The 20215-nt window shown below is 71.6% G+C and carries 16 protein-coding genes and 2 pseudogenes; 12 read left to right on the forward strand and 6 right to left on the reverse strand.

The genetic code is table 11. The features are described 5' to 3' along the window. Window positions 1-103 precede the first annotated feature (103 nt). The 5 genes from QUE47_RS11055 to nrdF all read left to right on the forward strand — a co-directional run bounded on the left by QUE47_RS11055 (window position 104) and on the right by nrdF (window position 6295). The gene (locus QUE47_RS11055) at window positions 104-1543 is read left to right on the forward strand and encodes a GH1 family beta-glucosidase (protein ID WP_286219481.1); all 1440 of its coding nucleotides are present in this window, start codon (window positions 104-106) and stop codon (window positions 1541-1543) included. Between the two features lie 644 nt (window positions 1544-2187). Further along, complete coding sequence (nrdH, locus tag QUE47_RS11060) at window positions 2188-2433, forward strand: glutaredoxin-like protein NrdH (RefSeq protein WP_286217337.1); 246 nt, start codon at window positions 2188-2190, stop codon at window positions 2431-2433. Between the two features lie 111 nt (window positions 2434-2544). Beyond that, window positions 2545-2976, forward strand: a complete 432-nt coding sequence (nrdI, locus tag QUE47_RS11065) for a class Ib ribonucleoside-diphosphate reductase assembly flavoprotein NrdI (RefSeq protein ID WP_286217338.1) — start codon at window positions 2545-2547, stop codon at window positions 2974-2976. A gap of 35 nt (window positions 2977-3011) precedes the next feature. Continuing rightward, complete coding sequence (gene nrdE / locus QUE47_RS11070; protein ID WP_286219482.1) at window positions 3012-5117, forward strand: class 1b ribonucleoside-diphosphate reductase subunit alpha; 2106 nt, start codon at window positions 3012-3014, stop codon at window positions 5115-5117. Window positions 5118-5314: 197 nt separating this feature from the next. Continuing rightward, window positions 5315-6295, forward strand: coding sequence for a class 1b ribonucleoside-diphosphate reductase subunit beta (gene nrdF, locus QUE47_RS11075; RefSeq protein WP_286217339.1), 981 nt, complete (start codon window positions 5315-5317; stop codon window positions 6293-6295). A 169-nt stretch (window positions 6296-6464) separates the two neighbouring features. On the opposite strand, the gene QUE47_RS11080 is transcribed toward nrdF, so the two are convergent. Next, window positions 6465-6920 carry a hypothetical protein gene (locus QUE47_RS11080; RefSeq protein ID WP_286217340.1) on the reverse strand — a complete coding sequence of 152 codons (456 nt, stop codon included), beginning with the start codon at window positions 6918-6920 and terminating at the stop codon, window positions 6465-6467. Window positions 6921-7273: 353 nt separating this feature from the next. Next, entirely contained in the window at window positions 7274-8251 is a 978-nt protein-coding gene (locus tag QUE47_RS11085) for an FKBP-type peptidyl-prolyl cis-trans isomerase (protein WP_286217341.1), read from the reverse strand. 182 nt (window positions 8252-8433) lie between these two features. On the opposite strand from QUE47_RS11085, the gene QUE47_RS11090 reads away from it, so the two are divergent. From QUE47_RS11090 to QUE47_RS16910, 4 genes and pseudogenes are all read left to right on the forward strand, one after another. Beyond that, on the forward strand, window positions 8434-8733 hold the full coding sequence (locus QUE47_RS11090) for an Rv1322 family protein (protein WP_286217342.1): 300 nt from the start codon (window positions 8434-8436) through the stop codon (window positions 8731-8733). A 43-nt stretch (window positions 8734-8776) separates the two neighbouring features. Next, window positions 8777-9597 (forward strand): annotated as a pseudogene (locus QUE47_RS11095) (alpha/beta hydrolase). 42 nt (window positions 9598-9639) lie between these two features. Further along, window positions 9640-10158 carry an alpha/beta fold hydrolase gene (locus QUE47_RS16905; RefSeq protein ID WP_350227541.1) on the forward strand — a complete coding sequence of 173 codons (519 nt, stop codon included), beginning with the start codon at window positions 9640-9642 and terminating at the stop codon, window positions 10156-10158. A 65-nt stretch (window positions 10159-10223) separates the two neighbouring features. Next, the gene (locus tag QUE47_RS16910; RefSeq protein ID WP_350227542.1) at window positions 10224-10460 is read left to right on the forward strand and encodes an alpha/beta fold hydrolase; all 237 of its coding nucleotides are present in this window, start codon (window positions 10224-10226) and stop codon (window positions 10458-10460) included. Here QUE47_RS16910 and QUE47_RS11105 read toward each other — a convergent pair. Next, entirely contained in the window at window positions 10449-10952 is a 504-nt protein-coding gene (locus QUE47_RS11105) for a hypothetical protein (protein ID WP_286217343.1), read from the reverse strand. The genes QUE47_RS16910 and QUE47_RS11105 overlap by 12 nt on opposite strands. Beyond that, window positions 10949-12469 (reverse strand): coiled-coil domain-containing protein, encoded by a 1521-nt coding sequence (locus QUE47_RS11110; protein WP_286217344.1) that lies wholly within the window; start codon window positions 12467-12469, stop codon window positions 10949-10951. The genes QUE47_RS11105 and QUE47_RS11110 overlap by 4 nt, the downstream gene beginning before the upstream one ends. Window positions 12470-12708: 239 nt before the next feature. Between QUE47_RS11110 and QUE47_RS11115 the strand changes: the two genes are divergently transcribed. The 3 genes from QUE47_RS11115 (at window position 12709) to QUE47_RS11125 (ending at window position 16112) form a co-directional block, all read left to right on the forward strand. Further along, the gene (locus QUE47_RS11115) at window positions 12709-14076 is read left to right on the forward strand and encodes a hypothetical protein (RefSeq protein ID WP_286217345.1); all 1368 of its coding nucleotides are present in this window, start codon (window positions 12709-12711) and stop codon (window positions 14074-14076) included. Then, complete coding sequence (locus QUE47_RS11120) at window positions 14073-15077, forward strand: DUF8094 domain-containing protein (RefSeq protein ID WP_286217346.1); 1005 nt, start codon at window positions 14073-14075, stop codon at window positions 15075-15077. The genes QUE47_RS11115 and QUE47_RS11120 overlap by 4 nt, the downstream gene beginning before the upstream one ends. Before the next feature lie 204 nt (window positions 15078-15281). After that, window positions 15282-16112, forward strand: coding sequence for a tetratricopeptide repeat protein (locus tag QUE47_RS11125; RefSeq protein WP_350227748.1), 831 nt, complete (start codon window positions 15282-15284; stop codon window positions 16110-16112). 215 nt (window positions 16113-16327) lie between these two features. Here QUE47_RS11125 and glgB read toward each other — a convergent pair. Together glgB and QUE47_RS11135 are read right to left on the reverse strand one after the other, a co-directional pair. Continuing rightward, window positions 16328-18588 (reverse strand): annotated as a pseudogene (glgB, locus tag QUE47_RS11130) (1,4-alpha-glucan branching protein GlgB). 148 nt (window positions 18589-18736) lie between these two features. After that, complete coding sequence (locus tag QUE47_RS11135; protein WP_286217347.1) at window positions 18737-20137, reverse strand: maltokinase N-terminal cap-like domain-containing protein; 1401 nt, start codon at window positions 20135-20137, stop codon at window positions 18737-18739. Between the last annotated feature and the right edge of the window lie 78 nt (window positions 20138-20215).

Genomic DNA, 20215 nt, shown 5'->3' on the forward strand with positions numbered 1-20215 from the left:
TGAACGACGTAGCGAACGAACCGACGACCACCGCCCGACAGGCGCCGCAGGCCGACACTTCCCCGACGGGTTCGTCTGGGGCTCGGCGACGGCCGCGTACCAGATCGAGGGCGCCGCCACGGAGGGCGGTCGCGGACCGTCGATCTGGGACACGTACTCGCACACGCCGGGCCGGACGCTGAACGGGGACACGGGAGACGTCGCGGACGACCACTACCACCGCTGGGCCGAGGACGTGCAGCACATCGCCGACCTCGGGCTCGACGCCTACCGCTTCTCGATCTCCTGGCCCCGCGTCCAGCCCGGCGGCTCGGGAGAGTTCAACGCCGAGGGCATCGCCTTCTACTCGCGGCTCGTGGACGCGCTGCTCGAGGTCGGCGTGAAGCCCGTCGTCACGCTCTACCACTGGGACCTGCCCCAGGAGCTCGAGGACGAGGGCGGGTGGACCAACCGTGCCACGGCGTTCGCCTTCGCCGAGTACGCGAGGCGCATGGCCCGCGAGCTCGGCGAGCGGGTCGACGTGTGGACCACCCTCAACGAGCCCTGGTGCTCCGCGTACCTCGGGTACGGCTCGGGGGTGCACGCGCCCGGGCGGACCGACGGTGAGGCCGCGCTGGCCGCCGTCCACCACCTGAACCTCGCGCACGGGCTCGCGTGCCGGGCGATCCGTGACGAGCTGGGGGAGTCGACGCGGCTGTCCGTCACGCTCAACCTGCACGTGATCCGCCCGGAGGACCGCGGCTCCGACAGCGACGTGGACGCCGTCCGGCGGATCGACGCGCTCGCCAACCGGGCGTTCCTCGGCCCGATGCTCGACGGCGCCTACCCCGAAGACCTCCTCGCCGACACGGCGGCGGTGACCGACTGGGCCTTCGTCGAGGACGGCGACCTGGAGATCACCCGTCAGCCGCTCGACGTCCTGGGGATCAACTACTACTCGACGACCAAGGTGCGGCACTTCGCGGGCGACGGGGAGCGGGCGCAGAACGACGGGCACGGCGCCTCGGCGGCCAGCCCGTGGGTCGGCGCCGACGACGTGGAGTTCGTCACCCAGCCCGGCCCGTACACCGCGATGGGCTGGAACATCGAGCCCGCCGGCATGACGGAGCTCCTGACCTCTGTCGCCGCGTCCTATCCCGACCAGCCGCTGATGGTGACCGAGAACGGGGCGGCGTTCCACGACGAGGTCTCGCCCGACGGGCGCGTCCACGACCCGCTGCGGGTCGGCTACCTGCACGGCCACATCGACGCGGTCGGCGCAGCGATCGACGCCGGCGCCGACGTGCGCGGATACTTCGCGTGGTCGCTGCTCGACAACTTCGAGTGGGGCTACGGCTACGACCGCCGGTTCGGGATCATCCGGGTCGACTACGAGACCCAGGAGCGCACCTGGAAGGACTCGGCCCGCTGGTACCGGCGTCTCGTGTCCTCGAACGTCCTGCCGGCCGTCGACGACGTCGACGACGTGGAGGACGGCGACCACGGCGCCGCAGGCTCGGCCGAGCAGGGCGCGGACGACGGAACGCCGGCCGAGCGCCTCTGAGTCACGTCGAGCGCCCGGCGCGACGCGCGCGGGGCACGTCGAGCGACTGGCCCGGCACGACGAGCGCCCGGGGCGACACGCGCGGGGCACGTCGAGCGACTGGCCCGGCACGACGAGCGCCCGGGGCGACACGCGCGCGGGTGCGACACGCCGGACGATCTCATCGGATCTTCGGGCGAGCGATGTCCGGTCCGCACCTTTCGCACCCCAGCGAAGGTGGCCCGGGACGCCGTCTGCGGGCGCTCGTCGGCGGGTCCCGCGCGACTCGCACAGGGTGTGCACGAGCGCCGTGCACACCCTGTGGACGGGCCTGCGAGACCGGCGCGGATCCGGCCTCGAGGGCGAGCGTCGCCGGTGGACGAGACGGTGCACGAAGGCCGTGTCGGTGGCTCGTGGGACCCTTCGAAGGTGGTCACGAAAGGGTCTTGTGCAGGCGAGCGGGTGAATCCTCGACACGACATCTTGTGCTGTGGCACACCGGGACACACTAGGTATAGTGGTTTCTCGCCGGGGTCGCTCAGGCCCTCCGGTGAATGACACAGACGTAGTTCCACCCGTGTCTTTCGAGGTCAGAGCGCATCTCTCGCCCTCCGAAGGACCGGACGATCAGCCAGCAGACAGCCCAGAAGCACGAGGAGACTCCGATGAACGTCACGGTCTACAGCAAGCCGGCCTGTGTCCAGTGCGATGCGACGTATCGAGCCCTCGACAAGAAGGGCGTCGAGTACTCCGTGGTCGACATCAGCCAGGACGCCGAGGCGCTCGAACTGGTCCGTGGCCTCGGCTACCTGCAGGCGCCGGTCGTCGTGACCGACGAGTCGCACTGGTCCGGGTTCCGCCCGGACCAGATCAGCGCCCTCGCCGCGAAGACGGCGGACGCCGTCGCCTGACGCAGGCGTGGTGACGCCCCTCCCGAGCAGGACCGGGCAGGGGCACGATCAGCAGGATCGAGCACGAGCAGCATCGGCGCGTGGCGTCGGGTGCGGTGAGCGAGGTGGAGCATGGCGTCCGTCGTCTACTTCTCCAGCGTCTCCGACAACACGCACCGCTTCGTCCAGAGGCTCGGGCTCGCGGAGCTCGGCCTCACCGCCCATCGCATCCCGTTGCGACCGTCGGAGCCGCGCCTCAGCGTCGAGGCGCCGTACGTGCTCGTGGTCCCGACGTACGGGAGCGGTGACGAGGGCGGAGCCGTCCCGCGTCAGGTCGTCAAGTTCCTGAACGACGCACACAACCGGTCGTTGATCCGGGGCGTGATCGCCGCCGGCAACACCAACTTCGGGTCGACCTACTGCGCGGCCGGCGACATCGTCGCCGCGAAGTGCGGAGTCCCGTATCTCTACGCATTCGAACTACTGGGAACAGCCGAGGACGTCAGACGCGTCCGCGACGGATTGGGACGATTTTGGCAACGACAGTCACAGGTCCCGGCGTGAGCGCCGGGACGTCCGTGAGCCTCGCGAGCACCGAGATGGACTACCACTCGCTCAACGCGATGCTGAACCTGTACGGGGACGACGGCAAGATCCAGTTCGACATGGACCGTCAGGCCGCGCACCAGTACTTCCGCCAGCACGTGAACCAGAACACCGTCTTCTTCCACGACCTGGACGAGAAGCTCGACTACCTGATCGAGAACGAGTACTACGAGTCCGAGGTCCTGGACAAGTACGACCGCGCCTTCGTGAAGTCGCTGTTCCAGTTCGCCTACGCGAAGAAGTTCCGGTTCGAGACGTTCCTCGGCGCGTTCAAGTACTACACGAGCTACACGCTCAAGACGTTCGACGGCAAGCGCTACCTCGAGCGGTTCGAGGACCGGGTGTGCATGGTCGCCCTGACCCTCGCCGCGGGCGAGGAGCAGTTCGCCCTCGACATCGTCGAGGAGATCATCTCCGGACGGTTCCAGCCGGCGACCCCGACGTTCCTCAACGCGGGCAAGAAGCAGCGCGGCGAGCCCGTGTCCTGCTTCCTGCTGCGCATCGAGGACAACATGGAGTCGATCGCGCGCGGCATCAACTCCGCCCTCCAGCTCTCGAAGCGAGGCGGTGGCGTCGCGCTGCTCCTGAGCAACGTGCGCGAGCACGGCGCCCCGATCAAGAAGATCCAGAACCAGTCCTCCGGGGTGATCCCCGTGATGAAGCTGCTCGAGGACTCCTTCTCGTACGCCAACCAGCTCGGTGCACGTCAGGGCGCCGGCGCCGTCTACCTGCAGGCGCACCACCCCGACATCATGCGGTTCCTCGACACGAAGCGGGAGAACGCGGACGAGAAGATCCGCATCAAGACCCTCTCGCTCGGCGTCGTGATCCCGGACATCACGTTCGAGCTCGCCAAGAAGAACGAGGACATGTACCTGTTCTCGCCGTACGACGTCGAGCGCATCTACGGCGTGCCGTTCGCCGACATCTCCGTCACGGAGAAGTACTACGAGATGGTCGACGACGCGCGGATCACCAAGACGAAGATCAAGGCGCGCCACTTCTTCCAGACCCTCGCCGAGCTGCAGTTCGAGTCGGGCTACCCGTACGTCATGTTCGAGGACACGGTGAACCGGGCCAACCCGATCGCCGGCAAGGTCACGCACTCGAACCTCTGCTCCGAGATCCTGCAGGTGTCCACCCCGTCGACGTACTCGGACGACCTCTCGTACGACCACGTCGGCCGCGACATCTCCTGCAACCTCGGCTCGCTGAACATCGCGAAGTCGATGGACTCGCCCGACCTCGCGAAGACCATCGAGGTGTCGATCAGGGCGCTCACGGCGGTCTCCGACCAGACGAGCATCGACTCGGTGCCGTCGATCCGGCGCGCCAACGACCTGGGGCACGCGATCGGCCTCGGCCAGATGAACCTGCACGGGTACCTGGCCCGCGAGCGCGTCCACTACGGGTCCGACGAGGGCCTCGACTTCACGAACATCTACTTCTACACGGTCGCGTACCACGCGCTCGCGGCCTCGAACCGTCTCGCGATCGAGCGCGGCCAGAAGTTCCACAACTTCGAGGCCTCGGCGTACGCGACCGGCGAGTACTTCGACAAGTACACGGAGCAGGAGTGGGTGCCGCAGACCGGGGCCGTGGCCGAGATCTTCGAGCGTGCCGGCGTCCGCGTCCCGACGCAGGACGACTGGCGCGAGCTCAAGGCGTCGGTCCAGCTCCACGGGATCTACAACCAGAACCTGCAGGCCGTCCCGCCGACCGGCTCGATCTCGTACATCAACAACTCGACGTCGTCGATCCACCCCGTGGCCTCGAAGATCGAGATCCGCAAGGAGGGCAAGATCGGGCGCGTCTACTACCCGGCGCCGTACCTGACGAACGACAACCTCGACTACTACGACGACGCGTACGAGATCGGCTGGAAGAAGATCATCGACACGTACGCGGCGGCGACGCAGCACGTCGACCAGGGCCTGAGCCTGACGCTGTTCTTCAAGGACACGGCGACCACGCGCGAGGTCAACCAGGCGCAGATCTACGCCTGGCGCAAGGGCATCAAGACGCTCTACTACATCCGCGTGCGGCAGCAGGCCCTCGAGGGGACCGAGGTCGAGGGTTGCGTCTCCTGCATGCTGTGAGCCGCATGAGCGTCGTGGCGCGCACCGAGCCTGTCGCGCACGATTCTCTGCGGCGCACGAACCTCTGAGGTGCACGTACGGGGGCCTGCCGTAGGCGGGCCCCCGTCGTAGCCTCGTGACAGCATCGAGCTCTCGGTGCGCACCACCGGACAGACGACGAGCGGACCCGGGAGACCGGGGAGAGAGAAGACCAAGCGATGTCACCCACGGGCAAGATCAAGCTCATCAGCAGCGTCCAGGCCATCAACTGGAACCGCGTCCCCGACGAGAAGGACGCCGAGGTCTGGGACCGGCTGACGGGGAACTTCTGGCTCCCCGAGAAGGTCCCGGTGTCGAACGACATCCCGTCGTGGAACACGCTCACCGAGGACGAGAAGACGCTCACGATGCGCGTCTTCACGGGCCTCACGCTGCTGGACACCATCCAGGGCACCGTGGGCGCGGTCTCGCTGATCCCCGACGCGATCACCCCGCACGAGGAGGCCGTCTACACGAACATCGCGTTCATGGAGTCGGTGCACGCGAAGAGCTACTCGTCGATCTTCTCGACCCTGTGCTCGACGCAGCAGATCGACGAGGCGTTCCGCTGGTCGGAGGAGAACGAGAACCTCCAGCGCAAGGCCGAGATCGTCATGAAGTACTACCGGGGTGACTCGCCGCTCAAGCGCAAGGTCGCCTCGACGCTCCTCGAGTCGTTCCTGTTCTACTCGGGCTTCTACCTGCCGATGTACTGGTCGAGCCGCGCGAAGCTCACGAACACGGCCGACGTGATCCGCCTGATCATCCGTGACGAGGCCGTCCACGGCTACTACATCGGCTACAAGTTCCAGAAAGGGCTGGAGAAGCTCAGCTCCGAGGAGCGGGACGAGCTCAAGGCCTACACGTTCGAGCTGCTCTTCGAGCTCTACGAGAACGAGGTCCAGTACACGGAGGACCTCTATGACGGCGTCGGGCTCACCGAGGACGTCAAGAAGTTCCTGCGCTACAACGCCAACAAGGCCCTGATGAACCTCGGCTACGAGGCGCTGTTCCCCAAGGACGAGACGGACGTGAACCCGGCGATCCTCTCCGCGCTCTCGCCGAACGCCGACGAGAACCACGACTTCTTCTCCGGCTCGGGGTCGTCCTACGTCATCGGCAAGGCGGTCCACACCGAGGACGACGACTGGGACTTCTGACGCGGACCGAGGCAGGACCGCGCTCGCGAGCGTAGGTCCTCGGCCGCGCCGCTCCCGGGCATGACGAAGGGGATCGCTCCGATCGGAGCGATCCCCTTCGTCATGTCGTCGTGCGGTCGTGCCGCTGGGATGCGGTAGGAACCTCGACGCGCGGTGCGAGGTCCTGAGGTCAGCCCTCGGCGGGCTCCTCGACGTCGGTCGAGCCGCCGAGAGCCGGCTGGATCGTGTCGACGACGTCCTGGGACGTGACGACCGTCCAGTTCGGTCCCACGAGCACGACGGCGTCGGCGTCGTCGCGCGCGGCGTCGGCGCCCTGCGTCTTGTCCTCCTGTGCGCGGTAGAGCGTCAGCGTCGAGTCGCCACAGGTGCCGACCTGCCAGGCGGGGGCCACGGGGTCGATGGTCGTCCAGTCGTCGCACGCGAGGCCGGCGGCGACGGCCGCGTCCTTCAGGTCGTCGACGATCCGGTATTCGGTGTCCTTGACGACGGCGGGCGCCGACGCGGAGGCCGCAGCGGTGGAGGCGTCGGTGGAGCTGTCGGTCGAGCCGTCGTCCGAGGAACAGGCGGCGAGGCCGGTGACGAGGAGGCCGGCGGCGAGAACGGCCGGGAGGGTCTTGCGCTGCATCAGGAGTTCTCCATGAGTCGTCGTGCTGATCGGTGGTGGCACAGCCGAGCGCCGGTGGTGCCGGCACGACAGGCTGCGATGAGGCGCTCCGCGTCCGCGGGGAGCCACGTCCAGGACCTCGGCAGCAGCGGCGAGGACCTGTGGTTCGAGACTATGCCGGAGCGGCGCGCACACCAGCACGGAGACCGCCGATCGTGCCGATGCTCACACGATCTCCTCCTGGACCGGACGCACGACGGGACCCGACCTTCGCGGTCGGGTCCCGTCGGGCGCACGGTGCAGGAGGAGGGCCAAGGCCGGACGCGGCCTCGCAGGCGAGGCGTCTGGGTCAGGCGTCCGTCAGCAGCCGTCCGTCAGTAGGCGTCGAGGATGTCGACGACGAACACCAGCGTGGAGTCCGCAGGGATCGTCTCGGACTCCTGGTCGCCGTAGGCGAGGTCTGCCGGGATCACCAGGAGGACCTGGCTGCCGACGGTCTGCCCGGAGAGGCCCGTCGTCCAACCCTCGATGACGCCGGAGAGCGGGAAGTCGGAGGGCTCGCCGCGGTCCCACGAGGAGTCGAACTGCGTGCCGTCGAGGAGCCAGCCCGTGTAGTGCGCCGACACGGACTGGTCCGCGCTCACCTCGGGGCCGTCGCCCTTGATCAGGGGCTGCACCACGAGCTCGTCGGGTGCCTCGTAGTCGTCCGGGATCTCGATGCTCGGCTTACCGGTGTCGTCGAGCGTGACGACGGGGAGCCCGTCGGCCGGCTCCACGGCCTCGCCCTCGGCGCGCTCGCGCCCGGAGGGCTCGGTGGCGTCGGTGACCTCGATGACGTTGATGAGGGTCGTCGGGTTCCCGTCGGCGTCGGCGCTGAGGTTCCCGAACACGATGCGGGAGCCGATGGTCGTGCCCGTCAGCACGGGGTTGATCAGGTCGTACTGCGGGTCACCGAGGGTGAACACCTGAGGGGTCGCGCCCTCGTCCCAGGTGCTCTGCGTCCGCTCCGCGTCGCTGCCCTGGTAGTTGACGATGTTCATCGTCACCCGCATGCCGTCCTCGAGGGTGTCGCCGTCGCCCTCGGTGGCCACGACGGCGGTCGGGCCCGAGACCTCCAGCGGCGCGTCGAACTCGACGGTCGGCTCGCTGCCGACGTCACCGCTGACCTCGACCGCCTCGAGCGTGGCGATGTCGTCGGGGTTCTCGTTGACCCCGGGGGCCTCGGCGGCGTCCGTGGACTCGGCGGAGGCGGTCGGGCCGGGGTCGGCGTCGTCGCCGCCGGAGCATCCGGCGAGGACGAGGGCGGAGCCCAGGGTGAGCGCGGTGATGCCGCGCAGGGTGCGGTTCTTCACAAAAATCCTTCGTCGTGGGGACGCGACGGAGCCGCGGTGCCGTTCGGACAGCCGGATCAGCCTAGCGCCCTTGCCTGGACGGTTGTCGAGAGCCCGCCGGACGTGACCGGAGGGGCGCGACGCCGTCCGACGCCTGCCCGGACGCGCTGGATCCCGGGCCGGGGACGCGTCAGGATGGGTCCATGCCGTCGTCCCGCCGTTCCCGTCGCCGCCCCTGGTCGGACGAGCACGTCCCCCTGGACGTCGATCGGGCCACCGGTGGCCGGCGCAGCGAGAGCGGCCCGGACGGGGACTGGACGGTGCAGCGCACCCGGGGTTCCGAGAAGGCGTACTCGTGCCCTGGCTGCCGCCAGACGATCCCGCCGCGGACGACGCACGTCGTCGCCTGGGCGAGCGACGGGATCTTCGGGGCCGAGTCCGCGCTGGCGGACCGGCGGCACTGGCACACCGCGTGCTGGGAGGCCCGCGGACGGCGTCGCTGACGCCCCCGTGGCGCGGAGCCGCGGGACGGATATCGTCGGAGACGTGAGCACATCGACGAACGAGGACACCGCGGCCGAGGCCACCGACATCAGGTCGTTGACCGTCCTCCCGGCGCACCGGGAGGAGATCGAGCTCCACACCGCGGACGGGCTCACCCTGGTGGGGGAGCTCGCGACCCCGGTCTCCGGACCCGTGCGCGCCACGCTCGTGACGCTGCACCCGCTGCCCACCCACGGCGGCTACATGGACTCCCACGTGCTGCGCAAGGCGGCGTGGCGCCTGCCCGCGCTCGCCGGGATCGCCGTGCTGCGGTTCAACACCCGCGGGACGGCGTCCCCCGCGGTGTCAGCGAGGGAGCCTTCGACGGCGGTGACGGCGAGCGCTACGACGTCGCGGCGGCGATCGAGCTCGCGGAGTTCCGCGAGCTGCCCGCACCGTGGCTGGTCGGCTGGTCCTTCGGGACCGAGCTCGCCCTCATGCACGGGGCCGACCCGTCGGTCGAGGGGGCGATCTTGCTCTCCCCGCCGCTGCACCGCGCCACGGACGACGACCTCGACGCGTGGGCCGAGTTCGGCCGTCCTCTGGTCGCCCTCGTCCCCGGCGAGGACGACTACCTGCGACCCGACGAGGCGCGCGAGCGGTTCGCCCGGGTGCCGCAGGCCGAGATCGTCGGCGTCGACGACGCGAAGCACCTGTGGGTGGGGGAGCCCTCGGTCCGCCGGGTGCTCGACGAGATCGTCGCCCGCGTCGCCCCGGACGTCCCGACGCCGCTGCCCACGACCTGGACCGGCCACGCCGACGCGGGCGAGGACACCGAGGCCACCGACCAGCAGAGCTACGACGCTTCCCGCACCGGCGGGTAGAACCGGAACCATCCAGCCCGTCGACGACGAAGGAGCCTGACCATGACCCCGAGCACGAACCAGGGCACCGCGCGAGGCGCGCGAGCCCTGGAGGTCCACACGCTGAGGGACGGGCACGGCACGCCGCTCGTCCTGCTCCACGGGTTCCCGGTCGACCATCGCATGTGGCGCGCGGCGGTCGAGGCGATGCCCGGCCACGCGACCGTCCTCGCCGTCGACCTCTTCGGTCTCGGCCAGAGCCCGGACGGCCCCCGGCAGCCGTCGCTCGAGGCGAGCGCGGACGCGGTGGTCGCAGCGGTCCGCGACGCCGGCTTCGACCGTGCCGTCGTCGCCGGGCTCTCCATGGGCGGGTACGTGGCGCTCGCGGTCGCCGAGCGGCACGCCGCCTTCACGGTGGGGCTCGGACTGCTCGACACCAAGTCCCGTGCCGACACCCCGGAGGCCCGCCTGCAACGTCAGCGGGTGGCGCACCAGGTCGAGGCGGAACGGTCGACGGACGGCGTGCTCGGCATGGTCGGCAGCCTCCTGGGGAGTCCAGCCGGCGCGAGCACCCCGAGCTGACGGGACTGGTCGAGTCGTGGATCCGCTCCCAGCGGGCGGACGGCGTCGCGTGGTCGCAGCTCGCGATGGCGGCCCGACCGGACCGGACCGAGGTGCTCACGTCGTTCGAGGGGCCCGTGCTGGTCCTGGTGGGTGAGGAGGACGTGCTCTCACCGATCGGTGAGGCCGAGCACATGGTGGTCGCGCACCGCACCGCCGATCTCGTGATCGTCCCGGCCGCCGGCCACATGAGCCCCGTCGAGGCCCCCGCGGCCGTCGGCGAGGCGCTGGCGGCGCTGCTGGAGCGGGCCTCAGCCGACTGAGCCGCCCCTGCCGCCGCGCCCGTCCGTGCCGCCCGTCCCGCCGCTGCCGCTCGTGCCGCCGCCCGTGCCGCGGGCGAGGACGTTCGCCAGCGCATCGACGAGGTCGATCGACTCGCCGTCGCGGCCACCCTTGCCGAGGATCCGCGGCGGCGGTGACGGGTCCGGAGTCTGGCCGCGCAGGCGCGCGGTCAGGCCGCCGGGGACGGTGAGGACGTAGAACTTCCCGTCCGTGTCGACGCCCACGGAACGGTTCTGCCGCAGGTACCAGCCGGTCAGCCCGGTCGGGTACGTGCGTCGGCCGCGGTAGTCGCGGGCTCGGAGCGCCTCGGGAGCCGGTCCGTCGGCGAGCGCGGCCGCGACGAACTCGGTGATGCGGGCGGACGCCTCGGCGGACTCGGCCTCCTTCTGGCGCTCGAGAGCGGCCGCGTGCTCCCGGGCGGCGTCGCCCCGCCGGTCGCGCCAGCTCGCCGCGTCGTCGGACGGCGTGCTCATGCCCGGTCGGTCGCCTTGCCGTCCGCGGGGGCGTCCTCGGACGACGTACCGGCCGACGGCCCGGAGGCGGCGCCGTCGGCGCCGGACGAGTCGTCGGATGCCGCGTCCGGGCCGTTCTTCGAACCCGTGCGCTTCGCGCCGCCGTTCTTCGAGCCGCGCTCGCCCCGGCTCTCGCGTGCGTCGGAGGACTGCTCGGTCCGCAGCTGCGCCGCGCGCGCCCGCTGGGCCGGAGTGCCGTCGATGGAACCCGTCGTGGGCTTCGTGTCGCCCTTCTTCTCGCTCGCGCCCTTGCCGGCGATCGCGTCGTCGCCGAGGAGCGCCCGGAGCTCACCGAGGTAGGTGTTGATCGAGTCGTGCTGCCGGGTGAGGTCCTCGAGCTGGCGCTGCGCGCTGGACCGCTGTGCCTCGGCCTCGACGTTCGCGTCGCTGACGGACTGCTCGGCGAACGCGCGAGCCTCCGCGATGATGGCGTCCGCCGTGGCCCGGGCCTCGGCGAGCTGCTCGCGGACGTACGTGTCGGACTCCGCGCGGACCTTCTCCGCCTGGGCGAGCGCCATGGCGACACGCTGCTCGGCCTCGGCCGCGTGGTTCTCGGCGGTCGCGACCAGCTTCTCGGTCTCCTGCTTGGCGCCGGCGTGGCGGGCGGCGTTTTCCGACTCCGCTGCCTCGCGCCGGCGGACGACCTCGAGCTCGGCGTCGGCGAGAGCCGTGCGCGCCGCGACCTTGAGCTCCTCGAGCTCCTTGGTCCCCGCCTTCGCGGCCTCGTCGGCAGCCTGCCGGACCTCGTTCGCGTGCCTCTCGGCCTCGCGGCGGGCGCTGTCGATCAGGTCGGCGGCGTCGCGCTCGGCGTTCTCACGCAGCGCCGTGGTCTCCTCCTCGGCGCGGGCCCGCAGCTCGGCCGCCTCGCGCTCGGAACCGACGCGCTGCTCGGTGGTCTCCCGCTCGGTCACCGCCCTGAGCGTGGCCAGCTCCTGCTCGAGGGACGAGCGCCGCTCGTTCTCCTCCGTGGTGATCGCGCTCTGGATGCGGGCGGCCTCGCGCTCGGCGCTGGCCACGAGCTCCTCGGCCCGGCGCAGGGCGCCCTGGACGGCGGACTCGGACTCGGACGCGCTCGTGCTGCGCAGCTCCTCGGCCTCGCGGCGTGCCGAGGCGAGGAGTTCGGCGACCTCGTTCTCGGCGCGAGAGCGGACCTGCCCCGCGGCGATCTTGGACCGCGCCATGATGTCCGCGGCCTGCGAGTTCGCCTGCGACAGGATGTCGGCGGACTGCTCCTCGGCGGAGCGCAACAGCTGTTCGATGCGGGACCCGAGCCCCGAGTACGACGGGGCCTCGGACTCGCGGGCCGAGCGCTCGGCGTCCGCCAGCTTGGAGGTCAGCTCCATCTGACGCTGGTCGAGGCTCTCGACCTGGCGGCGAGCCTCGGCGAGCGCCGACTCGAGCTTGGCGACCTGGTTGTCGACCTGGACCCGGTCGTAGCCGCGCATCGTGACAGGGAAGAGCGAACGCTCGTCGGACACCGTGACCTCCGTGGTGGTTGGGCGAGAGTCGTCGTCGCGGCGGACCGGACCGCTCTCTGCGTGCAGCGCGCACTCCGCGCGGTTCTGCACCACACCTTAGTCCCAGCCTCCGTGGGACCGGGTTGCGGTTGCGCACCGGAGACGGGCTGCGCATTGTGTGAAGTTGATGTGAGAAGCGTGCTGGCGCCGCTCCGCGAGTACCTCCCCGCCGTGATCGCCCCTAAGGTGGAGAGTCCGCCATGAAGGGAATGTTGGTGCTGCAACGAATCATCGGGATCGTCCTGATCGTCCTCGGTATCGCCGGGATCGGTCTCGCTGTCGCGTCGGCGACCGTCTGGAAGGAGACCGACACCGTCGTGGCGTCGACCTCCGCGTCGACCGTCGACGGCACGACGATGGTGGTCACGGACCCCGGCGTCCTCGAGCTCGTCGACGACGCGGTCACGATCAGCGCCACGCGGGCGGACGGCGGCCCCGTCAGCCTCGTCGTCGGGCGCGACGTGGACGTTCTCGGCTGGGTCGGGGAGGACCCGTACACGCGCGTCACCGGTCTGAGCGACTGGGAGACCCTCGCGACGGAGGCCGGGTCCGCTGCGGACGCCACGGACGACGCGACCGCGGAGCCCACGGACGGCGCGACCGAGGAGGCTTCGGCCGATCCCTCGGAGAGCCCCGAGGCCACCGAGGAGTCGGAGCCGGCCGAGAGCCCCGAGACCGACGAGGCCACGGACGAGGCCACCGACGCGGCTGACACGGAGGCCGCGGACGCCGACGAGCCCCTCGTGGGCCCCGACCCTGCGGGCTCCGACATGTGGTACGCCGAGTCCAGCGAGGACGGTTCCACGTCGATGCGCTGGACCGCGCGCGACGGGCGGTGGAGCCTCCTCGCTGCCGGGACCGGCGACGACGCGTCGGCACCGGTGGTCGAGCTGACCTGGCCGCGGACGGTCACCACCCCGTGGCTCTGGCCCGGCGTGATCGCCGGCGCCCTCCTGCTGCTGATCGGGGCTGCGCTCCTGGTCTCGTCGTCGGTCCGTTCGGCGCGCAAGCGGCGCACGGCCCGCGAGCAGGAGGAAGCAGCGGCAGCCGTCCCCGTCGCGGCCGCGACCGGTGGCGGTCCTGCGCCGACCGAGCGCGACAGCGCCGGCCCGACCGCCACCACGGTCGTGCTGACGCGCCGCGAGCTCCGTGAGCGCGCCGCCGCGGAGGAGGCCGCCCGGGCGGCCGAGGCGGCGTCGGGACGGCGTCGCGGGCCGATCCGTGGATGGCTCACCGGACAGATCCCGGTCGTCGCCCCGGCCGACGACGCGCAGAGCGGTGACAAGGAGCCGGACGGCTCGGGCGCCGGTGGCGGGACTGCCGACACGCCCGCGGGTGCCGGCGACGGTGCTGCCGGCACGTCTGCCAGCGCTGCCGGTGGCGGCTCGCCCGCCCGCACGTCCGCTGCGAGCGGCGCTGCGTGGCGCAAGGCGTGGGCATCGCCCGCCTCCGGTGACACCGCACCCGACGGGACGGACGAGTCCGGTCCGGCGGACGCGGACCGAGACACGAGCGAGGGTCCGGACGCCGAGAACGGCGCGGACGACGAGGGGAAGGAGCAGCGATGAGCGCCACGAAGCTTTGGAGGCCCGTCGCAGCGTCGGCCGTCGGTCTGACGGTCCTGGCCGGGTGTGCCTCGCCGGTCCCGGAGCCGGACCCTGCAGATCCTCCCGCGGAGGCGCAGGCGGCACTGACCCAGTCGCAGGAGGAGGACGTGCGCGACGCGATCGCCGCCGCACTGAAGGCCGCCGACGAGGCCGAGGACGCCGAGGAGCTGAAGGGCCGCGTCGACGGACCGGCGCTCGCGACCCGCAAGGCGCAGATCTCGGTGGCGGCCAAGGCCGACAAGGAGTCGCTGGTGACCGACATCCCGGCCGACGTCCAGCAGTCCGTGGTGCCGGCGTTCGACGGATGGCCGCGGACCGGCCTCGCCGTCTCGGTCGAGGCCGAGGACTCCCAGTCGCCTCGCCTCATGGTCGTCGAGCAGCCGGACGCCCGCGCGGACTACGAGCTCTGGGCCTGGGTCAAGCTCTTCCCGGACACCACGCTCCCGACGTTCGCCGAGTCGTCCGTGGGCAGCCCGCCCGTCGCGGCCGACGACGGCGACACGCTCGTCATGTCGCCGGACGACGCGCTCGCTCAGTACATCGACGTCCTCAACGTCGGTGAGGACTCCTCCTACGCCGACAGCTTCGACGACGACCTCTTCCGTTCCCTCCTCGAGGAGCAGGACAAGGTCCTCGACGAGGCGTTGGAGCCGGCCGACGGCAAGCACACGACGACGTTCAAGAAGACCGACGACGCCCTCCGTTCGGTGCGGACGGTCGACGGTGGCGCCGTCGTGACCGGAGCGATGACGGCACGGGAGAAGTACACGGCGGAGGAGGGGGCGAAGATCCAGCCCCAGACCGACGCCGAGAAGGCGCTCTTCGGTGACGAGGACGCGAGCGAGAAGCTGAACGTCGACTCGATCGCCATGGTCTCGCTGTTCGTCCCGGCCGCGGACGCCGAGGACCAGCAGGTGAGCGTCCTCGGCGTCGAGCGGACCACGACGAAGGTCAGCAACTGACCCTCGGATCCGGGTGGCGCGAGGCCGGGGGTCCCGGCTTCGTCGACCCGCCGTTCGTCACTAGAGTGCAGGTATGAGCGAAGCGAACCCCAGTCCTCGTTCGACGTCCGCGGCGCCGTCGACCTCGCCGCCCTCAACCGCCCCCAGGCACCGCCCCCGGGCGAGCCCGGCGGAGCACCCGAGCAGGGCGGCTACGTCGTCGACATCACCGACGAGACGTTCCCCCAGGTCGTCCAGGACTCGTCGGAGTACCCCGTCGTCGTCCTCGTGTGGATCCCCACGGACCAGGCGAACGCGCAGGTCGCGGCCGACCTCGGGGCGCTCGCCGCCGAGCACGGCGGCCGGTTCCTCCTGGCGCGGGTCGACGCGCAGGCGTACCCCCAGGTGGCGGCCGCGTTCCAGGTCCAGGGAGTGCCCACGGTCGTGGCGGTCCTCGGCGGACAGCCGGTGCCGCTGTTCCAGGGCGGGGCGCCGGTCGAGCAGATCCGCGAGGTCCTGGGTCAGCTCGTCCAGGCGGCCGAGGCGAACGGCGTCACCGGCCGCGCGCCGCTCCAGGGTTCGGTGGAGGACGACGGCGTCGACGACCCGTCCGCGGAGCCTGCGCCGGAGCCCGAGCCGGAGCTGCCGCCGCTGCACCAGGAGGCCTACGACGCGATCGACCGCGACGATCTCGACGCCGCGGCGAAGGCCTTCAGCACGGCGATCACCCAGGACCCGCGTGACGACCAGGCGCGGGCCGGGCTCGCCCAGGTGCGGCTGATGCAGCGCAGCGCGCGCGCCGACCTCGCAGCGGTGCGTGCCGCCGCGGCAGACGCCCCGCAGGACGTCGCCGCACAGCTCGCCGTCGCGGACACCGACCTGCTCGGCGGGAAGGTCGAGGACGCGTTCGGCCGGCTGCTGGAGCTCCTCCCTGGCGCGGGCCCGGACGAGAAGGAGTCCCTGCGGGCGCGGCTCGTGGAGTACTTCGAGATCGTCGGGGTCACGGACCCCCGCGTGGCCAAGGCGCGTCAGCGCCTCGCGATCGCTCTGTACTGACTGGCTCTCGCTCGCCCGCTCGCGGGACGCGAGCCCGCCCGGACGATGCCGCTAGGCGTCCGGTCGGCAGATCCGCCCGGACTGATCCGGTCGGTAGGTCCGGTCGACAGGTCCGCCCGGACGGCTCCGGCCGGCAGATCCGCCGACAGGCATGACGCAGGCCCCGACCGATGTCCGGTCGGGGCCTGCGTCGCGTCACACGCTTCGCGAGGTGATCAGGCGTCCTGCTCGGCCGCGCCGTCGCCGGAGGCCGAGGACGGGACCCACTCGAGGAACATCGCGCCGAGCGGCGGCACGCGCACGGTCGCGGAGTAGCGGCGCCCGTGGTGCGGCACCGGCTCGGAGCGCACCTCGCCCATGTTGCCGACCCCGGAACCGCCGTAGACCAGCGCGTCGGTGTTGATCGCCTCGCGCCAGACTCCGCCCGAAGGGAGCGCGAGCCGGTAGTTCTCGTGAGGCGTCCCGGCGAAGTTCACGACGACCGCGACCTGTCCGCCCTGCGCGTCGCGGCGCAGGTAGGCGAGGACGTTGTGGTCGGCGTCGTCGGCGTCGATCCACTCGAACCCTGCGGGGTCGGAGTCGAGCGCCCACAGGGCGGGCGTCGCCTTGTAGTAGTGGTTCAGGTCGCGCAGCGCTCGCTGGACCCCGGCGTGGCCGCTGTCGCCGAGGAGGCCCCAGTCGAGCCCGGCCGCCTCGTTCCACTCGGCGGGCTGCGCGAGCTCGCTCCCCATGAACAGGAGCTGCTTGCCGGGGTGCGACCACTGGTACCCGAGCAGCGCGCGGATCCCCGCGAGCTTCTGCCAGCGGTCGCCCGGCATCTTGCCGAAGAGCGACCCCTTGCCGTGCACGACCTCGTCGTGGCTGATCGGCAGGACGAACTGCTCGGAGAAGGCGTAGACGAGGGAGAACGTCGCCTGGTGGTGGTGGTAGCGCCGGTTGATCGGCTCCTCCGCGAGATAGCGGAGGGTGTCGTTCATCCAGCCCATGTTCCACTTGAGGCCGAAGCCCAGGCCGTTCGACGAGGTCGGCTGGGTGACGCCCGGCCACGCGGTCGACTCCTCCGCGATCATCATGATCCCGGGGTTGCGGCGGTACGCGGTCGCGTTGGCCTCCTGGAGGAACGAGATCGCCTCCAGGTTCTCCCGGCCGCCGAACTGGTTCGGGTGCCACTGGCCCGCCTCGCGCGAGTAGTCGAGGTACAGCATCGATGCGACCGCGTCGACGCGCAGCGCGTCGATGTGGAACTCCTCGAGCCAGTAGGTCGCGTTGGCCACGAGGAAGTTGCGGACCTCCTTGCGCCCGAAGTCGAAGACGTACGTGCCCCAGTCGGGCTGCTCGCCGCGCAGCGGGTCCGGGTGCTCGTACAGCGGCATCCCGTCGAACCGGGCGAGCGCCCAGGTATCCTTGGGGAAGTGCGCCGGGACCCAGTCCAGGATCACGCCGACGCCGGCCTTGTGCAGCGACTCGACGAGGTACCGGAAGTCGTCGGGGTGGCCGAACCGCGAGGTGGGGGCGAAGTACCCCGTGACCTGGTAGCCCCACGACCCGCCGAAGGGGTGCTCGGCCACCGGCATCAGCTCGACGTGGGTGAAGCCCTGCTCGACGACGTAGTCGGTGAGCTGCTCGGCGAGCTCGCGGTAGCTCAGGCCCTGCCGCCAGGAACCGAGGTGGACCTCGTAGACGCTCATGGCGGAGTTGTGCGGATCCTTCGACGCCCGCTCGGCCAGCCACGCGTCGTCCGACCACTCGAACTCGCTCTCGACGACGACGCTCGCCGTGGCGGGCGGCACCTCGGCGCTCTTGGCGAGGGGGTCCGCCTTCTGCACCCAGGAGCCGTCGGGCGTGAGGATCTCGAACTTGTAGGACGTCCCGGCGCGCAGCTCGGGCGCGAAGACCTCCCAGATCCCGCTGCCGCCGAGCGAGCGCATCGTCAGGCTCGGGCCGCCCCAGCCGTTGAAGTCGCCGATGACGCGGACCGCCTTGGCGTTGGGGGCCCAGACGGCGAACGACGTGCCGTGCACGGCACCGAGGACGCTCGGGTAGCGGCGGGTGTTCGCGCCGAGGACCTTCCAGAGCTCCTCGTGGCGTCCCTCGCGCACCAGGTGCTCGTCGACCTCGCCGAGGGTCGGCAGGAACCGGTAGGGGTCGTCGGCCCGGTGCACGGTCTCGCCGTACCGCGCGGAGACCCGGTAGTCGGGGGCGTGGACGCCCATGTCGTCCGACGGGGCCTCGAGGACCGTGACCCAGATGCCGTCCTGCTCGTGCTGCGCCGGGACGTCGCCCTCGAGCGTGTGCACGGTGACCTCGTCGGCCAGGGGCGCAGCACCCGGACGGTCGCGGTGCCGTTCTCGTGGTCGAGGTGCGGGCCGAGCACGCTGTGCGGGTCGTAGTGGCGTCCCTGCGCGACGGCGGCGAGCACCTCGGGCGACGAGGGGACGGGGTGGAGCTCCGGAGTTCCGGGCGTCTGGGAGACCATGGGTTCACCTTTCCACGGGGTGGCGTGTGCTGCACGTACGACGAGCCGTCCGTCGGGTCACGATCCGGCGGCACCGGCGGCACCGGCGGCACCGGCGGCACCGGCGGCACCGGCGGCACCGGCGGCACCCGCGACGGCGACCGACCCGTCAGATGCCGCCGGCGAGGAGGCGGTCGACGGCGGCCAGCGGGATCGGGAGCCAGTCGGGCCGGTTCCTCGTCTCGTACACGACCTCGTAGAGGGCCTTGTCGAGCAGCAGCGCCCGCAGCAGGGCCTCGGCGGCGCGGGCCTCGTCCCCGGTGACGCCGGCCGCGGTGCGGTAGGCCTCGAGGAACGCGGTCTGCGCGCTCGAGGCCCACGCGGGGTCGGTCGCGCCGCCCACCGCGGCCGCGTAGTCGAAGGAGCGCAGCATCCCGGCGACGTCGCGCAGGGCGACGTCGGGCCGGGCGCGCTCGGCGACGGAGCGCATCGGCTCGCCCTCGAAGTCGAGGATCTTCCAGCCCGACTCCCCGTGGAGCGCCTGCCCGAGGTGGAGGTCGCCGTGGATCCGCTGCAGCGTGGTCGTGGCCCCGGACTGCGCGAGCAGGGAGACGGTCTCGTCGTGGAACCCGCGGATGCGGTCGTGCCGTTCGACGAGCACGTCGGCCTGCGTCGTGGCGGTCTCGGCCCGGGCGCGCAGCTCGTCGACGAGCCACTTCGTGTCCAGCGGGTCGCCGGGCTCGAACGCCTCGGCCAACGCCTGGTGCATCGCGGCGACGTCGCGCCCGAGCGCGGCGGCCTGCTCGTCCAGGGGCTCGCCGCGCCGGGCGTGGTCGCAGGCGAGGTCGAACCCGTCCGTCGCTCCCGTCACCAGCTCGGTGAGCACGGCGAGGTGCGCCGTGAGCGCCCCGGCGGTCGAAGTCGTGGTGTCCGAGTCCTCCCAGCCGGCCGTGAGCCACGCGAGGGGCCGCGGCGACCCGGCGAACCCGTGGGCGGCGAGCGCGCGCGGGATCACGACGTCGGGGTTCGGGCCCACGGCGAGCGCCCGCACGACCTTGAGCATCCCGCCGCCGCTGACGCCCGGGAGCATGACGGAGCTGTTCGACTGCTCGACGGCCAGGGCCCTCGCCCCGCCCAGGTCGAGGTCGTGCGGCGCGTGGGGGACGCCGTCCGCCCACTCGGCGAGGTCGAGGACCGCCGCCCAGAACGCGGGGTGCGCGGCGCCGTCGTGCACGTCGAGGGACGCGCCGTCCTCCCGGACGACGGTCCCGATCACGGTCCCGCCTGCGGCCTGGTCTGCCCCGGCGTCTCCGCCCTCACCGGTAGGCGCCCACACCAGCGGGACCTGCACCAGGACGTCCACGCCGCCGCCCACGAGCCGGAGCAGGTGGACCTCGACCGAGAGCCCGTCGGGTGCGGGCAGCGCGTACGAGACCCAGGGCACCGGGCGTACGACGCTGCCCTTGACCGGGTACCAGCGGCGCGCGGGCATCCAGCCGGCCAGGAGCTCGAGGAGCTCGGGCGTGGGCGGCTCGGTGCGCGCGGTCGTGTCGAGCGTGGGTTCGTCCATCGGGTCGTCCCTCTCGTCGTCGGGCTCGCTGGCGGTCCCCAGTCCGGTCCCCAGCCGGTCTCCAGGCCTATCCGTCTG

It is taken from the genome of Paraoerskovia sediminicola, assembly GCF_030296575.1.
Lineage (GTDB): Bacteria > Actinomycetota > Actinomycetes > Actinomycetales > Cellulomonadaceae > Paraoerskovia > Paraoerskovia sediminicola.